We start from the raw sequence: 22,003 nt of genomic DNA on the forward strand, positions 1-22,003 counted from the left end.
TTATGTCATAGTTTCAAAAAAGAAGAGAGTTTTCAAATAAGAATTATCGGTCTCGTTTATTCTGTTGTTCCGATATCGGAACCGACCAGCTTTGAGAGGTCTTTGACTGTCTTCTGCAACAGGTCGATGGTCTGTGTGATATCGGGTGCGGACGCCGAATTGACGAGTGTGACATAAGGACAGGTCAGGGCTGCGATGCAGGAACCGTCAGGGCCGAGAATCGGCGCCGAGAGGTTATAGACGCCAGCCACCTGCGCACTTGGCATCATTTCATAGCCGCGCTCGCGGATCTGATCGAGCCGCTCATAGAAGCTTTCATCGAGCTTGATGCTGTCGCTGTCTTTTACATATTCGGCAATCATCATCTTGCGCTCTTCCGGTGAGCGGAAGGCAAGTAGCACATGACCGGAACCCGTATCGAACAGACTGATATGCGAGCCGACGCGGATCGAGATACCCCAATAATCCGGGGCTTCCTGCTGTGCAATCACCACGACGGAGCCACGGTCAAACACGGCAAGCTGGTTGGCCTGTTTTGAACGGTCGGCAAGTTCGCGCATGAAGGGCGTCGCAAAGGAAGCAAGCCTGCGCACCGGCGCATGAAGATGCGCAAGGCCGAACAGTTTAAGCGTCAGCGAATAGCGGTCGCCTTCGAGCTTGGTCACGTAACCGCGCTTCACCAGCCGATCGAGCATCCGGTAAAACTCGTTAGGGCTGCGGTCGAGATGTTTGGCAATCTCGGCCTGGCTTAATCCGCCATCGACGCTTGCCAGCAATTCGAGAATATCCAGCCCCTTGTCGAGCGCCGGCGCGCGATAACGATCATCTGTTTCCAAACTGGTTCCCTTCGTGAATAGCATACTTCATATACGAACATCTCGGGCGATGAAAGTAGTGAAGCCATCGAAATCGCCTTGACCGATTGTGAATAGTATGTTTGCATATAAATATAGGAAGCACAATCGGGTGCGGACTGGGGAGTTGTCCGTAAAAGCGTCGGCCTGAAGTCAGATTGGATTTTCAGGAAACACGATGATCGGGCTCAAGGAGGTTAGAGCGCCGTATGGGGCGCCCGGAAGGGCACGCGGTGTTCTGGTAGGAGGAGAAGCATGAGGCATTTCACGACATCTGTACTGGCAGGTTCTGTGCTGCTGGCTGCAGGGATGGTTTCTGCGGGGGCTGCGGAACTTCCGGGCAAATTTGAAGGCGTCACAATTGACGCCAAGCTCATTGGCGGTCAGCAATATGAAGCGCTTTATTCGCGCATTGCTGAATGGGAAAAGGCGACTGGTGCCAAGGTCAACATCCTGTCCAAGAAGAACCACTTCGAACTGGACAAGGAAATCAAGTCGGACATCGCTTCGGGTTCGATCAACTGGTGCGTTGGTTCCAACCACTCGTCCTTTGCGCCGCAATATCCTGATCTCTACGCCGACCTGAACGGTTTGCTTCCAAAGGAAGAAATCGAAGGTTTCGTGCCGTCAGTGATCAAGGCTTCGACGCTTAACGACAAGCTGGTCATGCTGCCACGCGCGCAGTTCGACGTCTCGGCGCTCTACTATCAGAAGAGCCTGTACGAAGATGATGCCAAGAAGACCGCTTTCAAGGAAAAATACGGCTACGATCTGGCACCACCAAAGACCTGGAAAGAAGTTTCCGATCAGGCTGTGTTCTTTGCTGATCCACCGAATTTCTACGGCACACAGTTTGCGGGCAAGGAAGAAGCCATCAATGGCCGCTTCTATGAAATGCTCGTTGCTGAAGGCGGTGAATATCTCAAGGACGGCAAGCCAGCTTTCAATTCGGAAGCCGGTGTCCGTGCGCTCGATTGGTTTGTCAATCTCTACAAGGCCAAGGCAGTTCCTGCCGGCACGACAAACTATCTCTGGGATGAGCTGGGCGCTGGCTTTGCATCGGGCACCATCGCAATCAACTTGGATTGGCCAGGCTGGGCGACCTATTTCAACGATCCAAAGTCGTCGAAAGTCGCAGGCAATGTCGGGATCGTTCCTCCACCTGCAGGTTCATCGGGCAAGCGCACCGGCTGGTCGGGTCATCACGGCTTCTCGGTCACTGAATCCTGCGGCACCAAGGAAGCTGCTGCTTCGCTCGTCTGGTTCCTGACCAATGAGGATTCGCAGAAGCAGGAATCGGCTGCCGGCACGCTGCCAACCCGTACCGCTGTCTGGGATTATGTCATCGAACAGGCTGCTTCCGATCCATACAAGAAGGAAGTGCTCTCGGTATTCCAGGAAACGGCAAAGACCGCTTTCCCGGTTCCTCAGACACCATCCTGGATCGAAATTTCAAACGCTGTCTATCCTGAGCTTCAGGCCGCGATCCTTGGCGACAAGACTTCGCAGCAGGCGCTTGACGATGCAGCCAAGAAAGCAACGCAGATCCTCGAGGATGCAGGCGAACTCTGATTTCGCTTGGTAACTCTATGGCCCGCCTTTGGGAAACCGACTGGCGGGCCATTTTGACAGGTTTTCCCCTTAGAGTGCCATGCATCCAATTGGACACATAAAGGACGCTCTAAACTATTGAATCTACGCATCGTGCTTTTCAAAAATCGATTTCGATTTTTAGGCCGGTGCTGTGGTCCGCCGCTTCGGAAGAACAATGTTTAAACGAATTTCCCCGCCGGTACTGCTTCTGCTTCCGGCCTTCATCATTCTCGCGGCGGTGGTCCTGTTTCCCCTCGCGCTTTCGCTTTATTCAAGCTTCACGCCATTCCGGCTGACGCGCCCTGACAGCCTGTTCACCTTCATCGGCCTGCGCAATTATCAGCGCATCATGAGCGATTGGGTGTTCTGGGCTGCATTCATCCGTACGGTGATCTTCCTCACCATCGCGCTCAATCTGGAAATGCTGCTCGGCCTTGGTCTGGCGCTGCTCATCAATAAGGCCACCCATGGCCAGCGCGTTTTGCGCACGCTGATGATGTTCCCGATGATGTTTTCGCCGGTGCTTGTCGGCTTCCAGTTCAAGTTCATGTTCAATGACAATATCGGTCTGGTGAACAATGCGCTCCAGTCGCTTGGCATTACCCACAACGCTATTCCATGGCTGATCGACGGTAATCTGGCGCTGTTTGCGATTTTGCTCGCAGAAGTCTGGATGTCGACCTCGGTATTCGCAATCCTCATTCTGGGCGGTCTTCTGTCCATGCCGCAGGACCCGGTTGAAGCGGCGCGCGTTGACGGCTGTACGCCATGGCAGACATTCTGCTATGTCATCTGGCCTTATCTTATGCCATTTGCCTTTATCGCAATGACCATTCGTTCGCTCGATGTGGCGCGTGCCTATGACATCGTGAAGATCATGACCGATGGTGGCCCGGCACGGCGAACCGAGCTGATCTGGACGCTGGTCGGGCGCACCGCCTATTCGGATGCGCAGATGGGCTTGGCCAATGCCATGGCCTATGTCGCGATCCTGCTCTCGATCCTCTTCACCGTAATGTTCTTCCGCAAGCTTGCAGCCGCACGCGCGCAAATTGGAGCGGAGTGGTAATCATGGCTTCCAAAACCCTCTCTAATGATCAGCATCGCCTGCTGCGTCGCGTCAAGAAAGTCGCCTACCTCATCGGCCTGTTTCTGGCGATGACCGTCATCTGCCTGCCGGGCCTGTGGATCGTGCTGTCCTCGCTGCGTCCGCCGGTCGAAATCATGGCAAAGCCGCCGGTCTGGATCCCGCAGGAAATCACGCTGGAAGCCTATCGCGCTATGTTCTCGGGCGCGGGCGCGGGGGGCATTCCGGTCTGGGATTATTTCCGCAACTCGCTCATCATTTCGGTCACCTCGACTGTGATTGCGCTGATCGTCGGCGTATCGGGCGGCTATGCCTTTGCGCGCTTCCGCTTCTGGGGCAAGTCTACAACCTTCATCGGCCTCATGCTGACGCGTTCGGTGCCGGGCATTGCGCTTTCGCTGCCGCTCTTCATGGTGTTTTCCCGCGTTGGCATCATCGACACGCATTTCGGCCTCATCCTGACCTATGTGGCACTGAATGTGCCGTTCACGATCTGGCTGATCGACGGTTTCTTCCGTCAGGTGCCGAAGGACCTGGCCGAAGCAGCACAGATCGACGGCTGCACGCGCTGGCAGGCTTTCTGGCAGGTGGAGTTTCCGCTGGCCGGTCCCGGCATTGCGACGGCAGGCATCTTTGCCTTCCTCACCTCGTGGAACGAATATGCACTGGCATCCCAGCTCACCCGTTCCGTCAATTCCAAGACCCTTCCTGTCGGTCTTCTCGATTACACCGCTGAATTCACCATCGACTGGCGCGGCATGTGCGCGCTGGCGGTCGTGATGATTATTCCGGCGCTGACCCTCACATTCATCGTCCAGAAACACCTCGTTGCTGGTCTGACGTTCGGCGCGGTTAAAGGTTGATATAGCAATGGCCCAGCTTTCCATCAAAAATCTCGTCAAGCGCTACGGCAATATCGGCGTCGTGCATGGCATCAATCTCGAAATCGCGGACAAGGAGTTCGTCGCGCTCGTCGGTCCGTCCGGCTGCGGCAAGTCCACGACGCTGCGCATGATCGCGGGTCTGGAATCCATCACCGATGGCACGCTGGAAATCGGCGGCAAGGTGGTGAACGATCTGCCGCCGCGCGACCGCAACATCTCGATGGTGTTCCAGTCCTATGCGCTTTATCCGCATATGTCGGTGCGCGAAAACATGGGTTTCTCGCTGAAGATCGCCAAGCAGCCGCAGGCGGACATCGACCGCCGCGTCAATGAAGCCTCGGCCATTCTCGGCCTCGAAGCGCTGATGGAGCGCCGCCCGGCGCAGCTCTCCGGCGGCCAGCGCCAGCGCGTTGCCATGGGTCGCGCCATCGTGCGCAATCCGGAAGTGTTCCTGTTCGACGAACCGCTGTCGAATCTTGATGCCAAGCTGCGCACCCAGATGCGCACCGAAATCAAGAAGCTGCACGCCAAGGTGCAGTCCACGGTCGTTTACGTGACGCATGATCAGGTCGAAGCCATGACGCTTGCCGACCGCATCGTCATCATGCGCGATGGCCATATCGAGCAGGCCGGAACCCCGGATGAAGTCTTCAAGCGTCCGGCGACGCAGTTCGTTGCCGGTTTCATCGGCTCCCCGCCGATGAATATGGGCGAGGCGACGGCAACGGGCGGCGATCTGGTCTTCGCCAATGGCGACCGCCTGCCGCTGCCTGCACAGTTCCAGGGCAAGGCCAAGGATGGCTCCAAGGTAACATTCGGTCTGCGTCCGGATGATGTCTTCCCGAAAGGTCATGGCATTTCCACCAGTGACGCCGTGTTTGAGAAGGACATGCGCGTTTCGATTACCGAGCCGCTCGGCAATGAAACGCTGGTTTTCGTGGAATTCGCCGGCAAGGAGTGGGTGGCGCGCATGCTGAACCCGCGTCACCTGCAGCCGGGCGAAACCATCACCATGCAACTCGATCTGTCGCAGGCGCATCTGTTCGATGTGGCAAGCGGCAAGACTTTGGCAGTCTGATCATGGCACGTATTGAAAAAGTTGAACTACGCATGGTTGACCTTCAGCCGAAGGTCAAGCGCACCGATGCAATCCAGAGCTTCGTCAGCCAGGAAACGCCGATTGTCACCATCACCGATAGTGATGGTGCGGTGGGTACGGGTTATAGCTACACCATCGGCACCGGCGGTTCGTCCGTCATGCGCCTGTTGAGCGACCATCTCGTGCCGCTGATCATCGGTGAGGAAGCCGATTGCATCGAAGCCATCTGGCGCAAGCTGGAATTTGCGACGCACGCCACAACCATCGGCGCGATTACCGCCTTGGCGCTGGCGGCCATTGATACGGCACTTTGGGACTTGCGGGCAAAAAAGCAGAACCTGCCACTTTGGAAACTCGCTGGCGGTGCCAAGGATCGCTGCCCGCTTTATACGACCGAAGGCGGCTGGCTGCATATCGAGAAAGAAGCGCTGGTCGAGGATGCTCTGCAAGCCAAAGCCAAGGGGTTCTCCGGTTCTAAGGTGAAGATCGGCAAGCCACATGGTTCGGAAGATTATGCGCGTCTTTCGGCTGTTCGTGCAGCCGTTGGTGACGGCTTCGAAATCATGACCGATTGCAATCAGGGCTTTACGGTGGACGAAGCCATTCGTCGTGCCGAGCGCCTGAAGGAGCTTGATCTGGCTTGGATCGAAGAGCCGATTCCGGCTGACGATCTCGACGGCCATATCCGCCTGACGCGCTCCACCCCGACGCCGATTGCGGTGGGTGAATCGATCTATTCGATCCGTCATTTCCGCGAATATATGCAGAAGGGCGCATGCTCCATCGTGCAGGTGGATGTGGCGCGCATCGGCGGCATCACGCCATGGCTGAAAGTGGCACATGCGGCGGAAGCCTTCGATATTCCGGTTTGCCCGCACTTCCTGATGGAACTGCATGTGAGCCTTACTTGTGCTGTGCAGAACGGCCGTTATGTCGAATATATCCCGCAGCTCGATGAACTGACCACCAAGGGTATGGAAATCCGTGATGGTCACGCCATCGCGCCGTCTGAGCCGGGCATTGGTATCGAGTGGGATTGGGACGCGGTGCGTGCCCGGTCAATCTCGGAATTCACCTGCGAGATTGTGGAGGCCGCATGACCACGCCCGTAAAACAGCGCATGGGCATGGTGATAGGGCTCAATGCGGAAAAGATCGCAGACTATAAGAAGCTGCACGCTGCCGTGTGGCCGGAAATTCTGGCGCTCATCTCGGAATGCAACATCACAAACTATACGATCTTTCTCAAAGAGCCGGAAAACCTGTTGTTCGGCACATGGGAATATGTCGGCACCGACTTTGAGGCCGACATGAAGAAGATGGCCGATAACCCGAAAAATCAGGAATGGTGGTCCGTCTGCATGCCGTGCCAGAAGCCGCTCGAAACCCGCAAAGAGGGCGAGTGGTGGGCGATGATGGAAGAGGTGTTCCATCATGACTGAGGCTTTCGATCCGAAGACGCTGCGCCAGTGGTGGGCAAAGCCGTCCGCGCCGAAGCCCATCGTGATCTTCGGCGCGGGCAGCATTGTCGGCGACGCGCATCTGCCCGCCTACAAGAAGGGCGGCTTTCCGGTTGCAGGCATTTTCGATCCCAATCTGGACAAGGCGCGGGAACTTGCCGACCAGTGGGGCGTCAAGGCTTATGCCAGCGCTGAGGAAGCGATTGCCGTCGAAGGCGCGATCTTCGATCTGGCGACGCCGCCATCGGCCCATGCGAAAATCCTGTCGCAATTGCCGGAAGGTTCAGCCGTTCTGATCCAGAAGCCGATGGGCAGCGACTTGGCTAGCGCGACGGAAATCCTGAAGGTCTGCCGCGCGCGCAATCTGAAAGCGGCGGTGAATTTCCAGCTTCGTTTCGCGCCGATGATGCTCGCGCTTTACGATGCCGTCGATAAGGGCCTGCTTGGCGAAGTGGTGGATTTCGACGCATGGCTGGCGCTTGCCACGCCATGGGGTCTGTGGCCTTTCCTGAAAGGTCTGCCGCGCATCGAAATCGCCATGCATTCAATCCATTATCTGGATTTCGTGCGCGGTCTGCTCGGCAATCCGCTCGGTGTTCACGCCAGGACCATTGGTCATCCGAACCACGACGTGGCCCAGACCCGCACCGCCGCAATTCTCGATTATGGCGACCGCGTTCGCTGCGTGCTGTCGGTCAATCACGATCATGATTTCGGCCGCAAGTTTCAGGCCTGCGAGTTCCGCATCTGTGGGACTGAAGGTGCGGCCTATGTGAAACTGGGCGTCAATCTCGACTATCCGCGCGGTGAGCCGGACGAGCTCTGGATCAAGCCCAAGGGCGGTGACGACTGGGTTTCCGTGCCGCTTGAAGGTGCATGGTTCCCGGACGCTTTCCTCAACCGCATGGCGCAGTTGCAGCGTTTCGCGACTGGCGAAGATGCTGAACTCGTCGGCTCGGTCGAAGATGCCTGGCACACCATGGCGCTTGTCGAGGCCGCCTATCAGTCGAGCGCAGCACCCGCCACGCCGCTTGCCGCAAAACCGGAGGGCTGACCATGGCCGAACAGAAAATCTACTACGAAGATTATGAAATGAACCATGTGCGCCTCACCACGGGCCGCACCATTACCGAAACGGATTTCGTGGTCCATGCCGGGCATACGGGCGACTTTTTCCCGCATCATATGGATGCGGAATTCGCCAAGACCTTGCCGGGCGGCCAGCGCATTGCGCATGGCACCATGATTTTTGCCATCGGCGTCGGCCTGACGGCGACGTTGATCAATCCGGTTGCTTTTTCCTATGGTTATGATCGCTTGCGGTTTATTCGTCCGGTGCATATCGGAGATACGATCCGCACGCGGGTTACGATCAGTGCGAAGGAAGATGACCCCAAGCGCGCCACGATGGGACGCGTGACGGAACGTTGCGAAGTGCTTAATCAGCGGGATGAAGTGGTGCTCGCTTGCGACCACATCCTGCTTGTCGAACGGAAGGCTTGAAAATGACGATACGCTTTGATGGAAAAACCGCGCTGGTGACAGCCGCAGCACAAGGCATTGGCCGCGCCAGCGCGCTGGCCTTCGCGGAAGCGGGCGCCAAGGTCTATGCGACCGACATCAACACCGATGCCCTCAAGGAAATCGAAGGCGTCAACGGCATCATCACCCGCAAGCTCAATGTGCTTGACGAGGCGGAAGTGAACGCGCTTGTCGCCGAAATCGGCCAGGTGGACATCCTGTTCAACTGCGCAGGCGTCGTTCATGGCGGCTCCATCCTCGAAATGAAGGACGAAGACCTCGACTTCGCCGTCAATCTCAACATCAAGGCGATGATCCGCACCATCCGCGCCGTACTGCCGGGCATGCTGGAGCGCAAGGACGGTGCCATCGTCAACATGGCTTCCGTCGCCTCGAGTGTGAAGGGCGTGCCGAACCGTTTCGCCTATGGCGTCACCAAGGCTGCCGTTATCGGTCTCACCAAGGCTGTCGCCGCCGATTATGTCGCCAAGGGCATCCGCTGCAACGCGATCTGCCCCGGCACGGTCGAAAGCCCGTCCTTGCAGGACCGTCTGCGTTCGCAGGGCGATTACGAAGAGCAGCGCGCGGCGTTCATCGCCCGCCAGCCGATTGGCCGCATCGGCCAGCCGGAAGAAATCGCTGATCTTGCCGTTTATCTCGCTGGCGCGACCTACACCACAGGTCAGGCGTACAACATTGATGGCGGCTGGACGATTTAGTCCTAGCGCCCTCTCTTTCATCCCCTAAAAGGAGCAAACTCATGAAATTTCTTCGTTACGGTGAAGCCGGTCAGGAAAAGCCGGGCATTCTCGATGCCGATGGTGCGATCCGCGATCTTTCCGCCCATGTAAGCGACCTTTCCGGTGCGGCTCTGACCCCCGATGCGCTGGCCAAGCTTGGCGCAATCGACATCAATTCGCTGCCGAAGGTTGAAGGCAATCCGCGCCTCGGCCCGTGCGTTGCAGGCACCGGCAAGTTCATCTGCATCGGCCTCAACTATGCCGACCACGCTGCCGAATCCGGCATGGCTGTGCCGCCTGAGCCGGTCATCTTCATGAAGGCCACCTCGGCCATCGTCGGCCCGAATGACGACGTTCTCATCCCGCGCGGCTCGGAAAAGACCGACTGGGAAGTCGAGCTCGGCATTGTCATCGGCAAGACCGCGAAATACGTGTCGGAAGACGATGCGCTGGATTATGTCGCCGGTTACTGCACGCTGCATGACGTTTCCGAACGCGCTTTCCAGATCGAGCGCGCCGGTCAGTGGACCAAGGGCAAGTCTTGCGACACGTTCGGCCCGACTGGCCCATGGCTGGTGACGAAGGACGAAGTCGCCGACCCGCAGAACCTGAAAATGTGGCTCACCCTCAATGGTGAAACCATGCAGGACGGCTCGACCAAGACCATGGTCTACGGCGTTCGCCACCTCGTTTCCTATCTCTCGCAGTTCATGTCCCTGCAGCCGGGCGACATCATCTCCACCGGTACGCCTCCCGGCGTCGGCATGGGCATGAAGCCGCCTCGCTACCTCAAGGCCGGCGATGTCGTCGAACTCGGCATCGAAGGCCTCGGCACGCAGAAGCAGAACGTGCGCGCTGACATCTAGGCTTTGTTTACGCATGATCCCGAAACCATTCCCATGTTTTGGGATCATGCCCTGATCACGGATATATCATGACGAAAATCACTGACCTGCGCGTCTTCGATCTGCGTTTCCCGACTTCGCAAAGTCTGGACGGCTCGGATGCCATGAACCCGGACCCGGATTATTCGGCGGCCTATGTCATCCTCGATACGGATGATGCGTCGCTGAAGGGCCACGGCCTTACCTTCACCATCGGACGCGGCAACGACATTTGCTGTCAGGCGATTCTCGCCATGCGTCATCTGGTCGTGGGTGCCTCGATGGATGATTTCCTCGCGGCCCCCGGCAAGTTCTGGCGTTACCTGACCGGCGACAGCCAGCTGCGCTGGATCGGCCCGGACAAGGGTGCGATGCATCTTGCCACCGGCGCTGTCGTCAACGCCTTCTGGGACCTGGCTGCAAAGCAGGCGGGCAAGCCGGTATGGCGGCTCGTTGCCGACATGTCGTCGGAAGAAATCGCCGACATTGTCGATTATCGCTATCTCACCGATGCGCTGACGCGCGACGAAGCCGTCGCGATCCTGCGCAAGGCGGAAGCGGGCAAGGCTGAGCGCATCGCCACGCTCGAAGCGGAAGGCTATGCCTGCTATACGACGTCGGCTGGCTGGCTCGGCTATGACGACGACAAGCTGCGCCGTCTTTGCCAGGAAGCCATTGATGAGGGTTTCCACCACGTCAAGATGAAGGTCGGCCGCGATCTCGAAGACGATATCCGCCGCCTGACCATCGCGCGCGAAGTGATTGGTCCCGACCGCTATCTGATGATCGACGCCAATCAGGTCTGGGAAGTCGATCAGGCGATCGAATGGGTCAACAAGCTGGCCTTCTCGAAGCCATTCTTCATTGAAGAGCCGACCAGCCCGGACGATGTGGCAGGCCATCGCAAGATTCGCGAAGCCATTGGCGATGTGAAAGTCGCGACCGGCGAAATGTGCCAGAACCGCATCATGTTCAAGCAGCTCATCGCGGAAGGCGCCATCGACATCGTCCAGATCGATTCGTGCCGCATGGGTGGTCTGAACGAAGTTCTGGCCGTGCTGCTGATGGCTGCCAAGTTCGGCAAGCCGGTCTGGCCGCATGCGGGCGGTGTGGGCCTGTGCGAATATGTGCAGCATCTGTCGATGATCGACTATGTGGCCGTTTCCGGCACCAAGGAAGGCCGTGTGATCGAATATGTCGATCATCTGCACGAGCATTTCATCGACCCATGCGTCATCAAGAACGCGGCCTATATGCCGCCATCGCTGCCGGGCTTCTCCATCGAGATGAAGCCGCAGTCGATTGCAGACTATACGTTCAAGGGCTGAACGCCATCGTTCTAAAATGCAGAAAAGCCGCGCTGAAAAGTGCGGCTTTTCTCTTTTCCAGATCCTAAAGGAAGCGGATCATCAACGCGCCGGTGAGCAGTAATACGGCTCCCGCAACGCGACCTGCGGTGATCTCTCGCACCGCAACGCCCATGAAGCCGATACGGTCGGCCAGCAATCCGGCCATAAGCTGACCGGCCACGGCAAGACCCATGACGGCGGCGGCACCGATGCGTGGTGTCAGCAGGATCGATGCGGTGACATAGATGCAGCCCAGCGCACCGCCCGCGACGAACAGCCAGCCTGCGGGCACGTTGAACGACGGAAGGTTGCCGGTCGCCTTTGCGGTTATGGCCGAGACGATGGCGAGAATGACCGCGCCTGCCAGAAACGAAATCGCAGCGGCAGTCGGTGGGGAACCAAGTCCGCGCGCAAGAGCTGCATTGATCGGCGCCTGAATGGCGATGCAGGCACCCGAAAGAATGCCGAACAAGGTCCAGAGCATGGAGATTTCCTCACTTGGAGAAGAATTTGGCGGGAGCTTATGAGATTAAAGTACTTGCAGAGGAAACCCAATAGGTCAACGTTTCGGACGGCCATGCTGATAGATTAACAAACAAAAGGTCCGGTAAAATATATACAGCTATGTAAGTATATGGAAAATTAGATGGTGCCCGGAGGCGGATTCGAACCACCGACACGCGGATTTTCAATCCGCTGCTCTACCAACTGAGCTATCCGGGCATCCGTAACAAGCGATTTGCTCGTTCAAGGCGGTGTTGGTTCCCGCCGGAAGTGGGTGGGTTATAGCATTAAATTTCGTGCTGTCCAGCACCGTATCGCAATTTTTATCAGCTTTTCTCACATCTTTGATAAATAGCTGATTTTATTGGAGGAAGCTGCTTTGCGGAGAGCCTAGTTTCCTTGTTCTTCCTCTTCGTCAATCGGCTTTCCTGGCAGTACGTAGCTACCGGACAGCCAGCGATTGAGATCAATGCTTTTACAGCGTGGTGAACAGAATGGGTAGGATTCGCGCGCTGAAGGCTTTCCGCATTCCGGGCAGGGACGTGCAGGACGCAACGGTGTCACGCGTGCACCCGCTGCTGTTGATATGTCCTTCTTGTCGCTCATGCTTGTTCTTCAGACCTTCCCGCTATCCCAGTTCGCGTAAACCGGATAGTCGACATCGTTCAGCAGGTTTATGGTCTCCTGCAGCGGTAATCCGACCACGTTGGTATAAGAGCCAACGAGCTTCACGACGAAACTACCTGCCAGTCCCTGGATAGCATAACCGCCGGCTTTCCCTCGCCATTCACCGGACGAGAGATAAGCATCCATCTGCTGGCGAGATAGCCGTTCGAAACGTAGCCGTGTTTCAACCAGCGTCTGACGTAAATTCCCGTTGGGCAAGACAAGGCTTACACCTGTAAAGACCTTATGTGTACGTCCGGAAAGCAGGCGCAAACACTCCCTTGCTTCGTCGGCAATCTCGGTCTTGGGAAGAATGCGACGACCAACAGCTACAACCGTGTCGGCGGCAAGAATGAACGCATCGGCGAAACTTGCATCGTCCTTGAGCTGTTCCTGTGCCTTGCGCGCCTTTTCCCGCGACAGACGTCGCGCCAGCGAGCGCGGGTGTTCCGCGCGCTGCGGCGTTTCATCTATATCGGCCGGATAGATATGGTCCGGTTCGATGCCTGCTTGCCCAAGAAGCTCGATCCTGCGTGGAGAACCGGAGGCAAGAACCAGCTTGTGTTGCGCGCTCATCGAATAGACATTTCCTGGAACGGGGACGGTTTGCTTACTTGAAGCGATAGGTGATGCGGCCCTTGGTTAGATCGTAAGGGGTCATCTCAACCAGAACTTTGTCACCGGCCAGAACGCGAATGCGATTCTTGCGCATACGACCGGCCGTATGAGCGATGATTTCATGTTCGTTTTCGAGCTTCACACGGAACATAGCATTGGGCAGCAGTTCCGTAACAACACCCGGAAACTCTAGGACTTCTTCTTTCGCCATGCGATACCTGTTTCTTTCTTTGATAAAATGCCGCTCTCGAGCGGTCTTTAGGTCGGAATTTGCGCGGAACCTATATGATTAGGCGGCATTTGTGAACAACGGAATTCCGCGAACTTAATGCTGGAGCAATTCCAGTAAAAGTGCGAAGCGGTTTTGCGTAGGATAATGCGCCGAAACAAATAGTTAGAGCGGTTCCGTCGATTCCGTACTAGCCGGAACCGTTCTTGTCAAAACGCTGCGTAATTTGCCGCTTCAGACGATCACGCACATCGCGATAAGCCGCCATGATCTGGCTTCTGCTGCCCGTCACGAGTGTAGGGTCCGGCGTCGGCCAATATTCAACAGCAACCGAGAAACCGCGCATTCGCTCAAGCACCGTATGGTGAGCGAGCGGTGTTAGCGTTACGATCAAATCAAAATAACCATCCGCAAGTTCTTCAAGGCCACGCGGTTGCCTATTATCGAGCGATAAGCCTTCTTCTTGAAGTACAGCATCGACAAAGGGATCGCGTTCGCCCCGTTTCACACCCGCGGAAGCTACATAAATATTGGGTGGCAAGGCCTGTCTTGCAAGTAGTTCCGCCATTGGTGAACGAATTGCATTCTTACCGCAGACGAAAAGCAGCGACGTTGGCAAGCGCTGTTTATGATCTTCGTTGTCATAGGCACTAACAGTCACGGGAGGTACATCGGTGATGGCCATCGATGATCAGCCCCTCCAGTGCAAAACGCAAACAAGTGTGAAGAGCCGCCGTGCAGTGTTGAAGTCAACCTCGATCTTGCCCTTCAGCCGAGCCTGAAGCGTTTGTGATCCTTCATTGTGCAGCCCACGGCGACCCATGTCGATCGCTTCGATCTTGCTCGGTGTGGCTGAACGGATCGCCTGATAATAGCTTTCGCAAATCATGAAATAATCCCGTACGACACGACGCAAAGGCGTGAGCGAGAGAATATGGGTCGCGACGTCTTCACCAGTTTCTCGTGCGATGGCGAAGATCAGTCGCGATTCCATCAGCGAAAGCTTCAGCCGGTAGGGCCCGCCCGTATCGTCTCCGAGGGGATGAAAAGAATTCTCTTCGATGAGATCAAAAATGGCCACCGCGCGTTCATGCTCGACGTCAGGCGTCGAACGCCCGATGGACTCATCGAGCTCGACGTCAACAAGGCGGGCATTTGGAACACCGGCAGTCATGTCACCTCATAGATTCAACCGGATGGCAACAGACTGCGCGTGAGCATCGAGGCCTTCGGCACGGGCGATCTCGATTGCAGCAGGTCCGAGGACACGCAGTTGATCAGGACCGAGCTTGAGAAGCGACGTACGCTTCATATAATCGAGAACGGATAAGCCGGATGAAAAACGCGCCGAGCGTGCCGTTGGCAGAACATGGTTGCAGCCGCCGACATAATCACCGATCACTTCTGGTGTGTAGCCACCGATGAAAATCGATCCGGCATTGCGGATTTTTGGCAACAAGGCTTCTGGGTCGGCGGTAGCGATTTCCAGATGTTCGGCCGCAATGCGATTGGCAAGAGGAATGGCTGCTTCGAAATCATCGATCAGAATGATCGCACCGAAATCACGCCAGCTAGCGGCCGCAGTCTGTGCGCGTGGCAGATTGCGGAGCTGCCTTTCGACGGCTTCTTCCACTGCTGTCGCCAGAGCTTCATCGTTGGTCATGAGGATCGACTGTGCAGCAGTATCGTGCTCCGCTTGCGCAAGAAGGTCGGCGGCGATCCAGTCGGGATTGTTGTCTTTGTCGGCAATGACCAGTACTTCCGACGGACCGGCGATCATGTCGATGCCAACCGTGCCGAAAACGATACGCTTAGCCGCCGCAACATAGGCATTGCCGGGGCCGACAATCTTGGCGACCGGTCGAATTGTTTCGGTGCCATAGGCGAGGGCAGCAATAGCTTGCGCACCACCGACACGGTAGATTTCGGAAACACCCGCCAGACGAGCTGCTACCAGAACCAGTGGATTGAGGATGCCGTCAGGTGCCGGAACCACCATGACGATGCGCTCCACACCTGCCACCTTGGCAGGAACGGCGTTCATCAATACAGAACTGGGATAGCTTGCCGTCCCTCCCGGAACATAAAGCCCCACAGCCTCAATGGCTGTCCAGCGCGAGCCGAGCTCAACGCCAAGCGCGTCTGTATAACGGTCATCTTTCGGTAGCTGACGCGCATGATGTTTTTCGATGCGCTCGTGAGCAAGTTTCAACGCCTCAATGGTTGAGGCAGGAGCTGCATCGAAAGCGGCATTGATTTCAGCTTCAGTGACCGCAATTCCAGTTCTATTGAGATCAATCCGATCAAGGCGACGGGAATAGTCGATGAGTGCACTGTCGCCTTCGCGACGCACGCGATCAACGATTTCGCGGGCTGCACGGTCAACGTCTTCAGAGGCCTCACGCTTGCTGGCGAGAAATGCCACGAAATTATTCTCGAAATCGGGATCGGTTTGCCTGAGCGTCTTGGCCACGCTTCTATTCCTTCAAATATGCTTTGCCTGACTGGCGTCTGGCTGACGAAAGACGGTTTGGTATAACCTTCTCTCAGACATTATGGCGAGGAAGTGATTCTGTTTCCCACGCCGCGCCGAGATCCGTCATTTGCGCTTCGATACATTCTACTTCAAGACGGATAGCCGCATTTGTCGAAAAAGTCAGTTCTATTGTTCCGGCAGGTGTTTCACCTACAGTGAACTGAATGGCCATCAGGGAAAGCACTTCATCGGATTTCTGACGGTCAATTCCGGTGGCCTTGGCCGCAATCACACGGTTGAAGTGCAGGGCCGTTTTCCGGCGTTGATATTGCGGCTTGCGTAGGAATTTGGGCTTGCTTTCCTCCCAGACAAAGCGGTTTGCAGTCAAAACGAAACGCTTCTCGTTCCCGAGATACTGGAGATCAGATACTTTCAAGACTGCGTCCTGAAGATGAGCGGACAGGACCTGTAAATCCTCCTCATCCAGCGCCACAAGCTTCAACATATCCATATTCCAGCACCACTTTTCCGTTGTCGGTCAATAACAGCTCCCGGCGGGCGGAAAATCAATTACCCACTTGGCCAGTTATCAACTTGGCATGTCAAAACAAAAAAATCGACAGGCTTTTCAAGCCTGTCGCCCTTCAACTGGAATCTCAAACGTTAAGCAAGAAAAAGCCGGAGCAATGAATGTCACTCCGGCCCGGTCATATCAACCACTGATACGTTCCACTATCGCGCCGCAACGTGACAGTTTTTCTTCGAGACGCTCGAAGCCGCGATCCAGATGGTACACACGGTTGACCGTGGTTTCGCCCTCGGCAGCAAGGCCCGCAATTACAAGAGACACCGAAGCGCGGAGATCCGTTGCCATCACCTGTGCGCCTTTCAGGCGCTCGACGCCTTCGACCGTCGCAGTCTGGCCGGACAGGGAGATTTTTGCGCCAAGGCGTGCCAGCTCCTGCACGTGCATGAAACGATTCTCAAAAATGGTTTCCGTGATGTGTGAAGTTCCCTTCGCCATGGTCATCAGGCCCATGAACTGAGCCTGCAAGTCTGTCGGGAAGCCGGGGAACGGGTCTGTCGTGATATCCACAGGGTGAATACCATGGCCATTGCGGACAACGCGAAGACCGCTATTGGTCTCGGTGATTTCAGCTCCAGCTTGCCGCAGCGTATCGAGGGCGGCTGAAAGCTGGCTTTCCTGTGCGCCTTCCAGGAGTACGTCGCCCCCGGTCATGGCGACAGCCATGGCATAGGTTCCGGCCTCAATACGATCCGGTATAACGCGGACGCGCGCGCCTGACAGGCTGGTAACACCTTCAATGTAGATAGTATCGGTTCCGGCACCGGTGATCTTCGCGCCCATGGCATTGAGGCAGTCGGCGAGATTGACGACTTCCGGTTCGCGTGCCGGGTTCTCGATTATGGTTTCACCCTTGGCCAGAGCGGCGGCCATCAGCATGACATGCGTGGCACCGACCGAGACCTTGGGGAAGCGATACCGCCCGCCGACAAGGCCACCTGTCGGCGCGCGCGCCTTGGCATAACCGTTTTCGATATCGATTTCTGCGCCCAGTGCCTGAAGGCAATCGAGCAGCAGATCAACCGGACGCGTACCGATGGCGCAGCCGCCCGGCAGAGACACGGTTGCTTCGCCCATGCGCGCCAGAAGCGGGCCTATCACCCAGAAGCTTGCGCGCATTTTAGACACCAGCTCATAAGGAGCGGTGGTATCGACAATATTGCGAGCGGTAAAATGAATCGTGCGCGAATAGGCGCCGTTCTGGTGTTCGCGACGGCCATTGACCGAATAATCGACACCATGATTGCTGAGGATGCGGATCAACTGCTCCACGTCGGCCAGATGCGGCACATTTTCGAGCGTCAACGTATCGTCGGTCAGAAGCGAGGCGATCATCAACGGCAGGGCAGCGTTTTTTGCGCCGGAGATTGGAATGATGCCGTTGAGCTTGTTGCCACCGACGATTTTGATGCGATCCATGCTGTGTCACCTTCTGGGCCGATGCCTTGCCCGATAAAATTGCACCAAATCCGGCAACCCTTGTGGCGCGGTGGCGCTGCGTCATGAAATTACGAGTCTTGCGGCCAAATTACGTCAACGACGAATCACGATGGGACGATATCGCTGCAAAGAACAGAAATGAGCTTTTACCGCAGAGCCCCCCTATCTTCAAGGAAGGCTTTGTTGCTGTGATTCTCAGTCAGTATCGTCGCTGGCAGCAGTGATACCGTCATTGCGTTCATCTGCTTCACCTGCGCGACGTGATCGCGATTGCGCTTTGCGGCGCATCAGATTCGCGCGCAATTCTTCGGCACGACGCTTTTTGCGTTGGTCCGATTGGGCTTGTTTCTCTTTGCTGGTCGTATTTTCGCTCATGTCGGTCTTCTACTACGGGAAAAAGGGCCAGAAAAGCGGCTTTCAAATCCATGCCCGACAGATTTCCACATTATGTGAAAAGAAATGCAATTGCTTGCTTGCGATTTGCGTAATGATGTGGCAGAAGTCCGCCGCACTCAAGAGATTGCTGCGGTAGCTCAGTGGTAGAGCACTCCCTTGGTAAGGGAGAGGTCGAGAGTTCAATCCTCTCTCGCAGCACCATTATCCTCTGATTGAATTCCAAAAATTCAGTTTTCTAGCGGTCCCCATGAATGCTGGTCATTATGGAAAGCGCTTTTCTTTCGCAGTCGACCTTTTCGATGTATACTGATTGGCAGATCGTCTGGCTTCAGCCCGGCGGATTGGCATCACGGGACACAGATTTATTCGGTGACCGTACGAAAAGCCGGAAATTGCGTGCAGGCCATGTCCTGACCGCCTCCTCGCCGTCAGGACTGCCTAACCCGCAGGAGGAGCGTCATGGCACAGTTTCATGTTATTGCAGGACGAGACCAATCAACCTTCTACCCTGAAGTTAGACGCATCCGCATGACGGATGTATTTGAAGCCTTGCGTCTGGGATTTGACGACTTCTGGGCAAAGCCTTCGCATTATGTTTTTCTTTGTCTCATATATCCCTTCGCAGGCTTGCTCATCACCTATTGGAGCACGAACGCAAACGCGCTGCCGCTTTTGTTCCCTTTGATGTCCGGTTTTGCTTTGATCGGCCCGATTGCCGCGTTGCCGCTTTATGAGATGAGCCGACGTCGCGAAGAGAAGTTGGATACGTCGTGGAAGCGCGCGCTTGATGTGACGCATTCTCCGGCATTGCCTTCTATCCTGGCTGTCGGCGCTTTTCTCTTCGCAATCTTTGTCGCATGGCTGTTGGTGGCCCAGAACCTCTATATTCACTACTTCGGCCCGATGCCTCCCGAGAACTTCTCGATGATGATGAACCAGATATCATCGAGTGAAGAAGGGCGTAGTTTGATCTTCATGGGCTGCGGGATCGGATTGCTTTTTGCAGTCGTTGTTCTGTGTTCGACGATTGTCACTTTTCCAATGCTGCTCGATCAGGATAGCGGTGCAGCGGCGGCAACTGCGACATCGTTGCGTGTCGTCATACGCAATCCCTTGGAATCGCTGCTTTGGGCGGCAATTGTAACCGCGATGCTAATTGTGGGTTTTGCCACGATGTTTGCCGGATTGGCATTGGTAATACCGATCCTCGGGCATGCGACCTGGCATCTGTATCGCAAGACAGTTCGGCGCCCGGCGCCAATGCGTATTTGACGACAGAATTGATCTGTAGATCCCACCCGAAACATCGCTTCGGGTGGGATTGCGATGGCTTTTGATTAAACTCTTTCAATCTTTTTGAGGTGTGGCGGCGTCCTGCCGCACCCCACCCCCCCTTTATTCTGCGGCTGGATCTGCTTTAGAAGAGCTATACGAGATTCGCGCAGATGATAATAAATAACAATAAGTTAGCGGAGCTCTCCTCGCAGCGCGTCAACGGGCTGGGTGGGCTTTCGATACATTTCAAGGACGGGCGTTCGCGCATTTCCAGGCTTTACCAGGAAGGCGCGGCCAAGATCCGCATGCCGCAGGTCGGAAGCGATCCGCTGGAAGCTATCCTGATTAACACATCAGGAGGGCTGACAGGCGGTGATCGATTGCGATGGGATGTGGAGCTTGGCGAGAACGCTTCGGCTGTCGTAACCACGCAAGCCTGTGAGCGCATCTATCGCTCAGGCGGCGGCGAGGCGCGCGTCGCCACGCGTTTGAAGGCGGCAAAAGGCACGCGTCTTGCTTGGCTTCCGCAGGAAACCATTCTGTTCAATCGCTCCGCGTTGTCACGAACGCTGGATGTAGAGTTGGAGGAAGGGGCGGAAATCCTGGTGGTGGAGGCGACTATTTTCGGACGTCTTGCCATGGGCGAGCGGGTTAATGAGGCAGCGTTCAGTGATCGTTGGCGCATGCGGTTAGGCGGGCGGCTTGTGCACGCCGAAGAATTTAGGCTGGGGCCAAACGTTGGGGCCGAATTGCAAGCTCGCCCAGTGACCGATGCGGCCTTTGCAGTTGCCACCGTGCTTTTGATTTCAGGGGAAGCTGGGAAACATCTGGAAGCTGCTCGGCGGATCATTGGGGAGGAGGGTGGTGCCAGCCTCTGGCAGGTTGGCGCGGCGACCAAGCTGATAATGCGGCTTTACGCGCCGGATAGTTACACGTTGCGCAAACGACTGGGGCCATTGCTTGCCCTGCTTAACGGCAAGGCAGGACTGCCTAAAGTTTGGACATTTTAAGTTCGCGGCAATACCGCCGCTTTTAACGCCAGCGGAATGAATGCCGCTTTGAAAGTATGAAGTTTGGAACGAAGTCATGAACTTGACGCCCAGGGAAAAAGACAAGCTTTTGATCGCCATGGCCGCCACGGTTGCCCGCCGCCGCCTGGAGCGTGGGGTGAAACTCAATCATCCGGAAACTATCGCATTGATTAGCGATTTTGTCGTTGAGGGTGCCCGCGACGGGCGCACCGTTGCCGATCTTATGGAAGCAGGTGCGCACGTTATCACCCGAGAACAGGTGATGGATGGTGTGCCCGAAATGATCCACGACATTCAGGTCGAAGCCACATTTCCCGATGGCACAAAGCTCGTGACGGTTCACGAGCCGATCCGCTGATTTTCAGGTTTCGCCGACGTGAACCTGTTTTTTGAAAGGTACGATAATGAAGAAGACTACGGTCCTTGCCGCAGGTGCAATGGCGCTCACCACAAGTCCTGCCTTTGCCCATCTTAATCCAGCCGAACATGGCTCGTTCGCGGCAGGCTTCACACATCCGCTCTCCGGCGCAGATCATATTCTGGCAATGGTTGCGGTGGGACTTTGGGCTGCTATGCTTGGCGGACGGGCTCTGGTCGTCGTCCCGGCTGCTTTTGTCAGTGTGATGCTGCTTGGCTTTGTGGCGGCACTTCTGGGCATGCCTTTGCCCTTCGTTGAGCCGGTTATTCTTGCTTCGGTGGTAGTGCTCGGACTTATGGTCGCGCTCGCCCTCCCTGTTTCACCGGTTGTCGGAGCGATCATCGCTGGCTTCTTTGCCTTCTTTCATGGCCACGCGCACGGCGGAGAAATCGGAGGTGCAACCTTCCTTTCCTATGCAGCCGGATTTGCATTCGCCACTGTGCTGCTGCACGCCACTGGTATGGGAATTGGCCTTGCAACTGGACGGATTATGACAGGCAAGAACGGCAGGGTTGCTCTGCGCCTGGCTGGAGGCGCCACGGCGCTTGGCGGTCTGATGCTGATGGTCGGGTGAGGTGTGACATGATCCCCGGCGAAATTATTACGCAGGACGGCGATGTAGAACTCAATCAGGGACAACCGACTATCACGATCAAGGTCGCCAATACCGGCGACCGCCCGATCCAGGTCGGTAGCCATTTTCATTTTTATGAAGTGAATGCGGCACTTTCTTTTGAGCGAGAAAAGGCACTTGGACAGCGATTGGACATTGCTGCGGGTACCGCCGTGCGATTTGAACCTGGCCAGGAGCGCGATGTGACATTGGTTCCAGTGGGCGGCAAGCGCGAGATCTACGGATTTCGCCAGATGGTCATGGGAAAGCTTTAGAACAAG

Annotated in this window: 27 protein-coding genes and 2 tRNA genes; 17 read left to right on the plus strand and 12 right to left on the minus strand. The window is 56.2% G+C overall.

All coding sequences use genetic code 11. From position 1 onward, the window contains the following. Positions 1 to 56: 56 nt before the first annotated feature. Complete coding sequence (locus tag CQZ93_RS01250; RefSeq protein WP_105540966.1) at positions 57 to 860, minus strand: IclR family transcriptional regulator; 804 nt, start codon at positions 858 to 860, stop codon at positions 57 to 59. A 249-nt stretch (positions 861 to 1,109) separates the two neighbouring features. Between CQZ93_RS01250 and CQZ93_RS01255 the strand changes: the two genes are divergently transcribed. The 11 genes from CQZ93_RS01255 (at position 1,110) to CQZ93_RS01305 (ending at position 11,449) form a co-directional block, all read left to right on the plus strand. After that, positions 1,110 to 2,426 carry an ABC transporter substrate-binding protein gene (locus tag CQZ93_RS01255; RefSeq protein ID WP_105540967.1) on the plus strand — a complete coding sequence of 439 codons (1,317 nt, stop codon included), beginning with the start codon at positions 1,110 to 1,112 and terminating at the stop codon, positions 2,424 to 2,426. 196 nt (positions 2,427 to 2,622) lie between these two features. After that, the gene (locus CQZ93_RS01260) at positions 2,623 to 3,516 is read left to right on the plus strand and encodes a carbohydrate ABC transporter permease (protein ID WP_105540968.1); all 894 of its coding nucleotides are present in this window, start codon (positions 2,623 to 2,625) and stop codon (positions 3,514 to 3,516) included. A gap of 2 nt (positions 3,517 to 3,518) precedes the next feature. Further along, the gene (locus tag CQZ93_RS01265) at positions 3,519 to 4,397 is read left to right on the plus strand and encodes a carbohydrate ABC transporter permease (RefSeq protein WP_105540969.1); all 879 of its coding nucleotides are present in this window, start codon (positions 3,519 to 3,521) and stop codon (positions 4,395 to 4,397) included. Positions 4,398 to 4,404: 7 nt separating this feature from the next. After that, the gene (locus CQZ93_RS01270; RefSeq protein ID WP_105540970.1) at positions 4,405 to 5,496 is read left to right on the plus strand and encodes an ABC transporter ATP-binding protein; all 1,092 of its coding nucleotides are present in this window, start codon (positions 4,405 to 4,407) and stop codon (positions 5,494 to 5,496) included. Between the two features lie 2 nt (positions 5,497 to 5,498). Beyond that, positions 5,499 to 6,617 carry a mandelate racemase/muconate lactonizing enzyme family protein gene (locus tag CQZ93_RS01275; RefSeq protein ID WP_105540971.1) on the plus strand — a complete coding sequence of 373 codons (1,119 nt, stop codon included), beginning with the start codon at positions 5,499 to 5,501 and terminating at the stop codon, positions 6,615 to 6,617. Continuing rightward, positions 6,614 to 6,958 carry an L-rhamnose mutarotase gene (locus tag CQZ93_RS01280; RefSeq protein ID WP_105540972.1) on the plus strand — a complete coding sequence of 115 codons (345 nt, stop codon included), beginning with the start codon at positions 6,614 to 6,616 and terminating at the stop codon, positions 6,956 to 6,958. Before CQZ93_RS01275 ends, CQZ93_RS01280 begins: the two co-directional genes overlap by 4 nt. Then, positions 6,951 to 8,030 carry a Gfo/Idh/MocA family protein gene (locus tag CQZ93_RS01285; protein ID WP_105540973.1) on the plus strand — a complete coding sequence of 360 codons (1,080 nt, stop codon included), beginning with the start codon at positions 6,951 to 6,953 and terminating at the stop codon, positions 8,028 to 8,030. The genes CQZ93_RS01280 and CQZ93_RS01285 overlap by 8 nt, the downstream gene beginning before the upstream one ends. A gap of 2 nt (positions 8,031 to 8,032) precedes the next feature. Next, the gene (locus CQZ93_RS01290; protein ID WP_078337859.1) at positions 8,033 to 8,479 is read left to right on the plus strand and encodes a MaoC/PaaZ C-terminal domain-containing protein; all 447 of its coding nucleotides are present in this window, start codon (positions 8,033 to 8,035) and stop codon (positions 8,477 to 8,479) included. Between the two features lie 2 nt (positions 8,480 to 8,481). After that, positions 8,482 to 9,216 (plus strand): SDR family oxidoreductase, encoded by a 735-nt coding sequence (locus CQZ93_RS01295; RefSeq protein WP_105540974.1) that lies wholly within the window; start codon positions 8,482 to 8,484, stop codon positions 9,214 to 9,216. A 41-nt stretch (positions 9,217 to 9,257) separates the two neighbouring features. Next, positions 9,258 to 10,103, plus strand: coding sequence for a fumarylacetoacetate hydrolase family protein (locus CQZ93_RS01300; RefSeq protein ID WP_105540975.1), 846 nt, complete (start codon positions 9,258 to 9,260; stop codon positions 10,101 to 10,103). Positions 10,104 to 10,171: 68 nt separating this feature from the next. Next, on the plus strand, positions 10,172 to 11,449 hold the full coding sequence (locus CQZ93_RS01305) for an L-fuconate dehydratase (RefSeq protein ID WP_105540976.1): 1,278 nt from the start codon (positions 10,172 to 10,174) through the stop codon (positions 11,447 to 11,449). A gap of 64 nt (positions 11,450 to 11,513) precedes the next feature. Here CQZ93_RS01305 and CQZ93_RS01310 read toward each other — a convergent pair whose 3' ends face one another. The 11 genes from CQZ93_RS01310 to CQZ93_RS01360 all read right to left on the minus strand — a co-directional run bounded on the left by CQZ93_RS01310 (position 11,514) and on the right by CQZ93_RS01360 (position 18,364). Continuing rightward, positions 11,514 to 11,954, minus strand: coding sequence for a DMT family transporter (locus CQZ93_RS01310; RefSeq protein WP_105540977.1), 441 nt, complete (start codon positions 11,952 to 11,954; stop codon positions 11,514 to 11,516). Between the two features lie 163 nt (positions 11,955 to 12,117). Beyond that, positions 12,118 to 12,193: transfer RNA gene (locus CQZ93_RS01315), tRNA-Phe, on the minus strand. Positions 12,194 to 12,364: 171 nt separating this feature from the next. After that, the gene (gene yacG / locus CQZ93_RS01320; protein ID WP_105540978.1) at positions 12,365 to 12,580 is read right to left on the minus strand and encodes a DNA gyrase inhibitor YacG; all 216 of its coding nucleotides are present in this window, start codon (positions 12,578 to 12,580) and stop codon (positions 12,365 to 12,367) included. A 9-nt stretch (positions 12,581 to 12,589) separates the two neighbouring features. Next, positions 12,590 to 13,216, minus strand: coding sequence for a Maf-like protein (locus tag CQZ93_RS01325; RefSeq protein ID WP_105540979.1), 627 nt, complete (start codon positions 13,214 to 13,216; stop codon positions 12,590 to 12,592). A gap of 34 nt (positions 13,217 to 13,250) precedes the next feature. Next, a complete protein-coding gene (gene infA, locus CQZ93_RS01330; protein ID WP_002965531.1) occupies positions 13,251 to 13,469 on the minus strand; it encodes a translation initiation factor IF-1 in 219 nt (72 codons plus the stop codon). Positions 13,470 to 13,677: 208 nt separating this feature from the next. Then, positions 13,678 to 14,172, minus strand: a complete 495-nt coding sequence (locus CQZ93_RS01335; RefSeq protein WP_286151673.1) for an arsenate-mycothiol transferase ArsC — start codon at positions 14,170 to 14,172, stop codon at positions 13,678 to 13,680. A gap of 6 nt (positions 14,173 to 14,178) precedes the next feature. Continuing rightward, a complete protein-coding gene (locus CQZ93_RS01340; protein WP_105540980.1) occupies positions 14,179 to 14,661 on the minus strand; it encodes a UPF0262 family protein in 483 nt (160 codons plus the stop codon). A gap of 6 nt (positions 14,662 to 14,667) precedes the next feature. After that, positions 14,668 to 15,960, minus strand: coding sequence for a histidinol dehydrogenase (hisD, locus tag CQZ93_RS01345; protein ID WP_105540981.1), 1,293 nt, complete (start codon positions 15,958 to 15,960; stop codon positions 14,668 to 14,670). Positions 15,961 to 16,033: 73 nt separating this feature from the next. Beyond that, positions 16,034 to 16,474 carry a DUF2948 family protein gene (locus tag CQZ93_RS01350; RefSeq protein ID WP_105540982.1) on the minus strand — a complete coding sequence of 147 codons (441 nt, stop codon included), beginning with the start codon at positions 16,472 to 16,474 and terminating at the stop codon, positions 16,034 to 16,036. Positions 16,475 to 16,675: 201 nt separating this feature from the next. Then, positions 16,676 to 17,968, minus strand: coding sequence for a UDP-N-acetylglucosamine 1-carboxyvinyltransferase (murA, locus tag CQZ93_RS01355; protein WP_105540983.1), 1,293 nt, complete (start codon positions 17,966 to 17,968; stop codon positions 16,676 to 16,678). Between the two features lie 216 nt (positions 17,969 to 18,184). Continuing rightward, entirely contained in the window at positions 18,185 to 18,364 is a 180-nt protein-coding gene (locus CQZ93_RS01360) for a hypothetical protein (RefSeq protein WP_105540984.1), read from the minus strand. A gap of 147 nt (positions 18,365 to 18,511) precedes the next feature. On the opposite strand from CQZ93_RS01360, the gene CQZ93_RS01365 reads away from it, so the two are divergent. From CQZ93_RS01365 to CQZ93_RS01390, 6 genes are all read left to right on the plus strand, one after another. Then, positions 18,512 to 18,586: transfer RNA gene (locus tag CQZ93_RS01365), tRNA-Thr, on the plus strand. A 258-nt stretch (positions 18,587 to 18,844) separates the two neighbouring features. Next, the gene (locus CQZ93_RS01370; RefSeq protein ID WP_105540985.1) at positions 18,845 to 19,657 is read left to right on the plus strand and encodes a DUF2189 domain-containing protein; all 813 of its coding nucleotides are present in this window, start codon (positions 18,845 to 18,847) and stop codon (positions 19,655 to 19,657) included. A 173-nt stretch (positions 19,658 to 19,830) separates the two neighbouring features. Further along, positions 19,831 to 20,670 carry an urease accessory protein UreD gene (locus CQZ93_RS01375; RefSeq protein ID WP_105540986.1) on the plus strand — a complete coding sequence of 280 codons (840 nt, stop codon included), beginning with the start codon at positions 19,831 to 19,833 and terminating at the stop codon, positions 20,668 to 20,670. A gap of 76 nt (positions 20,671 to 20,746) precedes the next feature. Next, positions 20,747 to 21,049 carry an urease subunit gamma gene (locus CQZ93_RS01380; RefSeq protein WP_105540987.1) on the plus strand — a complete coding sequence of 101 codons (303 nt, stop codon included), beginning with the start codon at positions 20,747 to 20,749 and terminating at the stop codon, positions 21,047 to 21,049. A 46-nt stretch (positions 21,050 to 21,095) separates the two neighbouring features. Further along, the gene (locus tag CQZ93_RS01385; RefSeq protein ID WP_105540988.1) at positions 21,096 to 21,683 is read left to right on the plus strand and encodes a HupE/UreJ family protein; all 588 of its coding nucleotides are present in this window, start codon (positions 21,096 to 21,098) and stop codon (positions 21,681 to 21,683) included. Between the two features lie 8 nt (positions 21,684 to 21,691). Next, a complete protein-coding gene (locus CQZ93_RS01390; protein ID WP_105540989.1) occupies positions 21,692 to 21,997 on the plus strand; it encodes an urease subunit beta in 306 nt (101 codons plus the stop codon). Positions 21,998 to 22,003: the final 6 nt, after the last annotated feature.

This window comes from Ochrobactrum vermis (assembly GCF_002975205.1).
Lineage (GTDB): Bacteria > Pseudomonadota > Alphaproteobacteria > Rhizobiales > Rhizobiaceae > Brucella > Brucella vermis.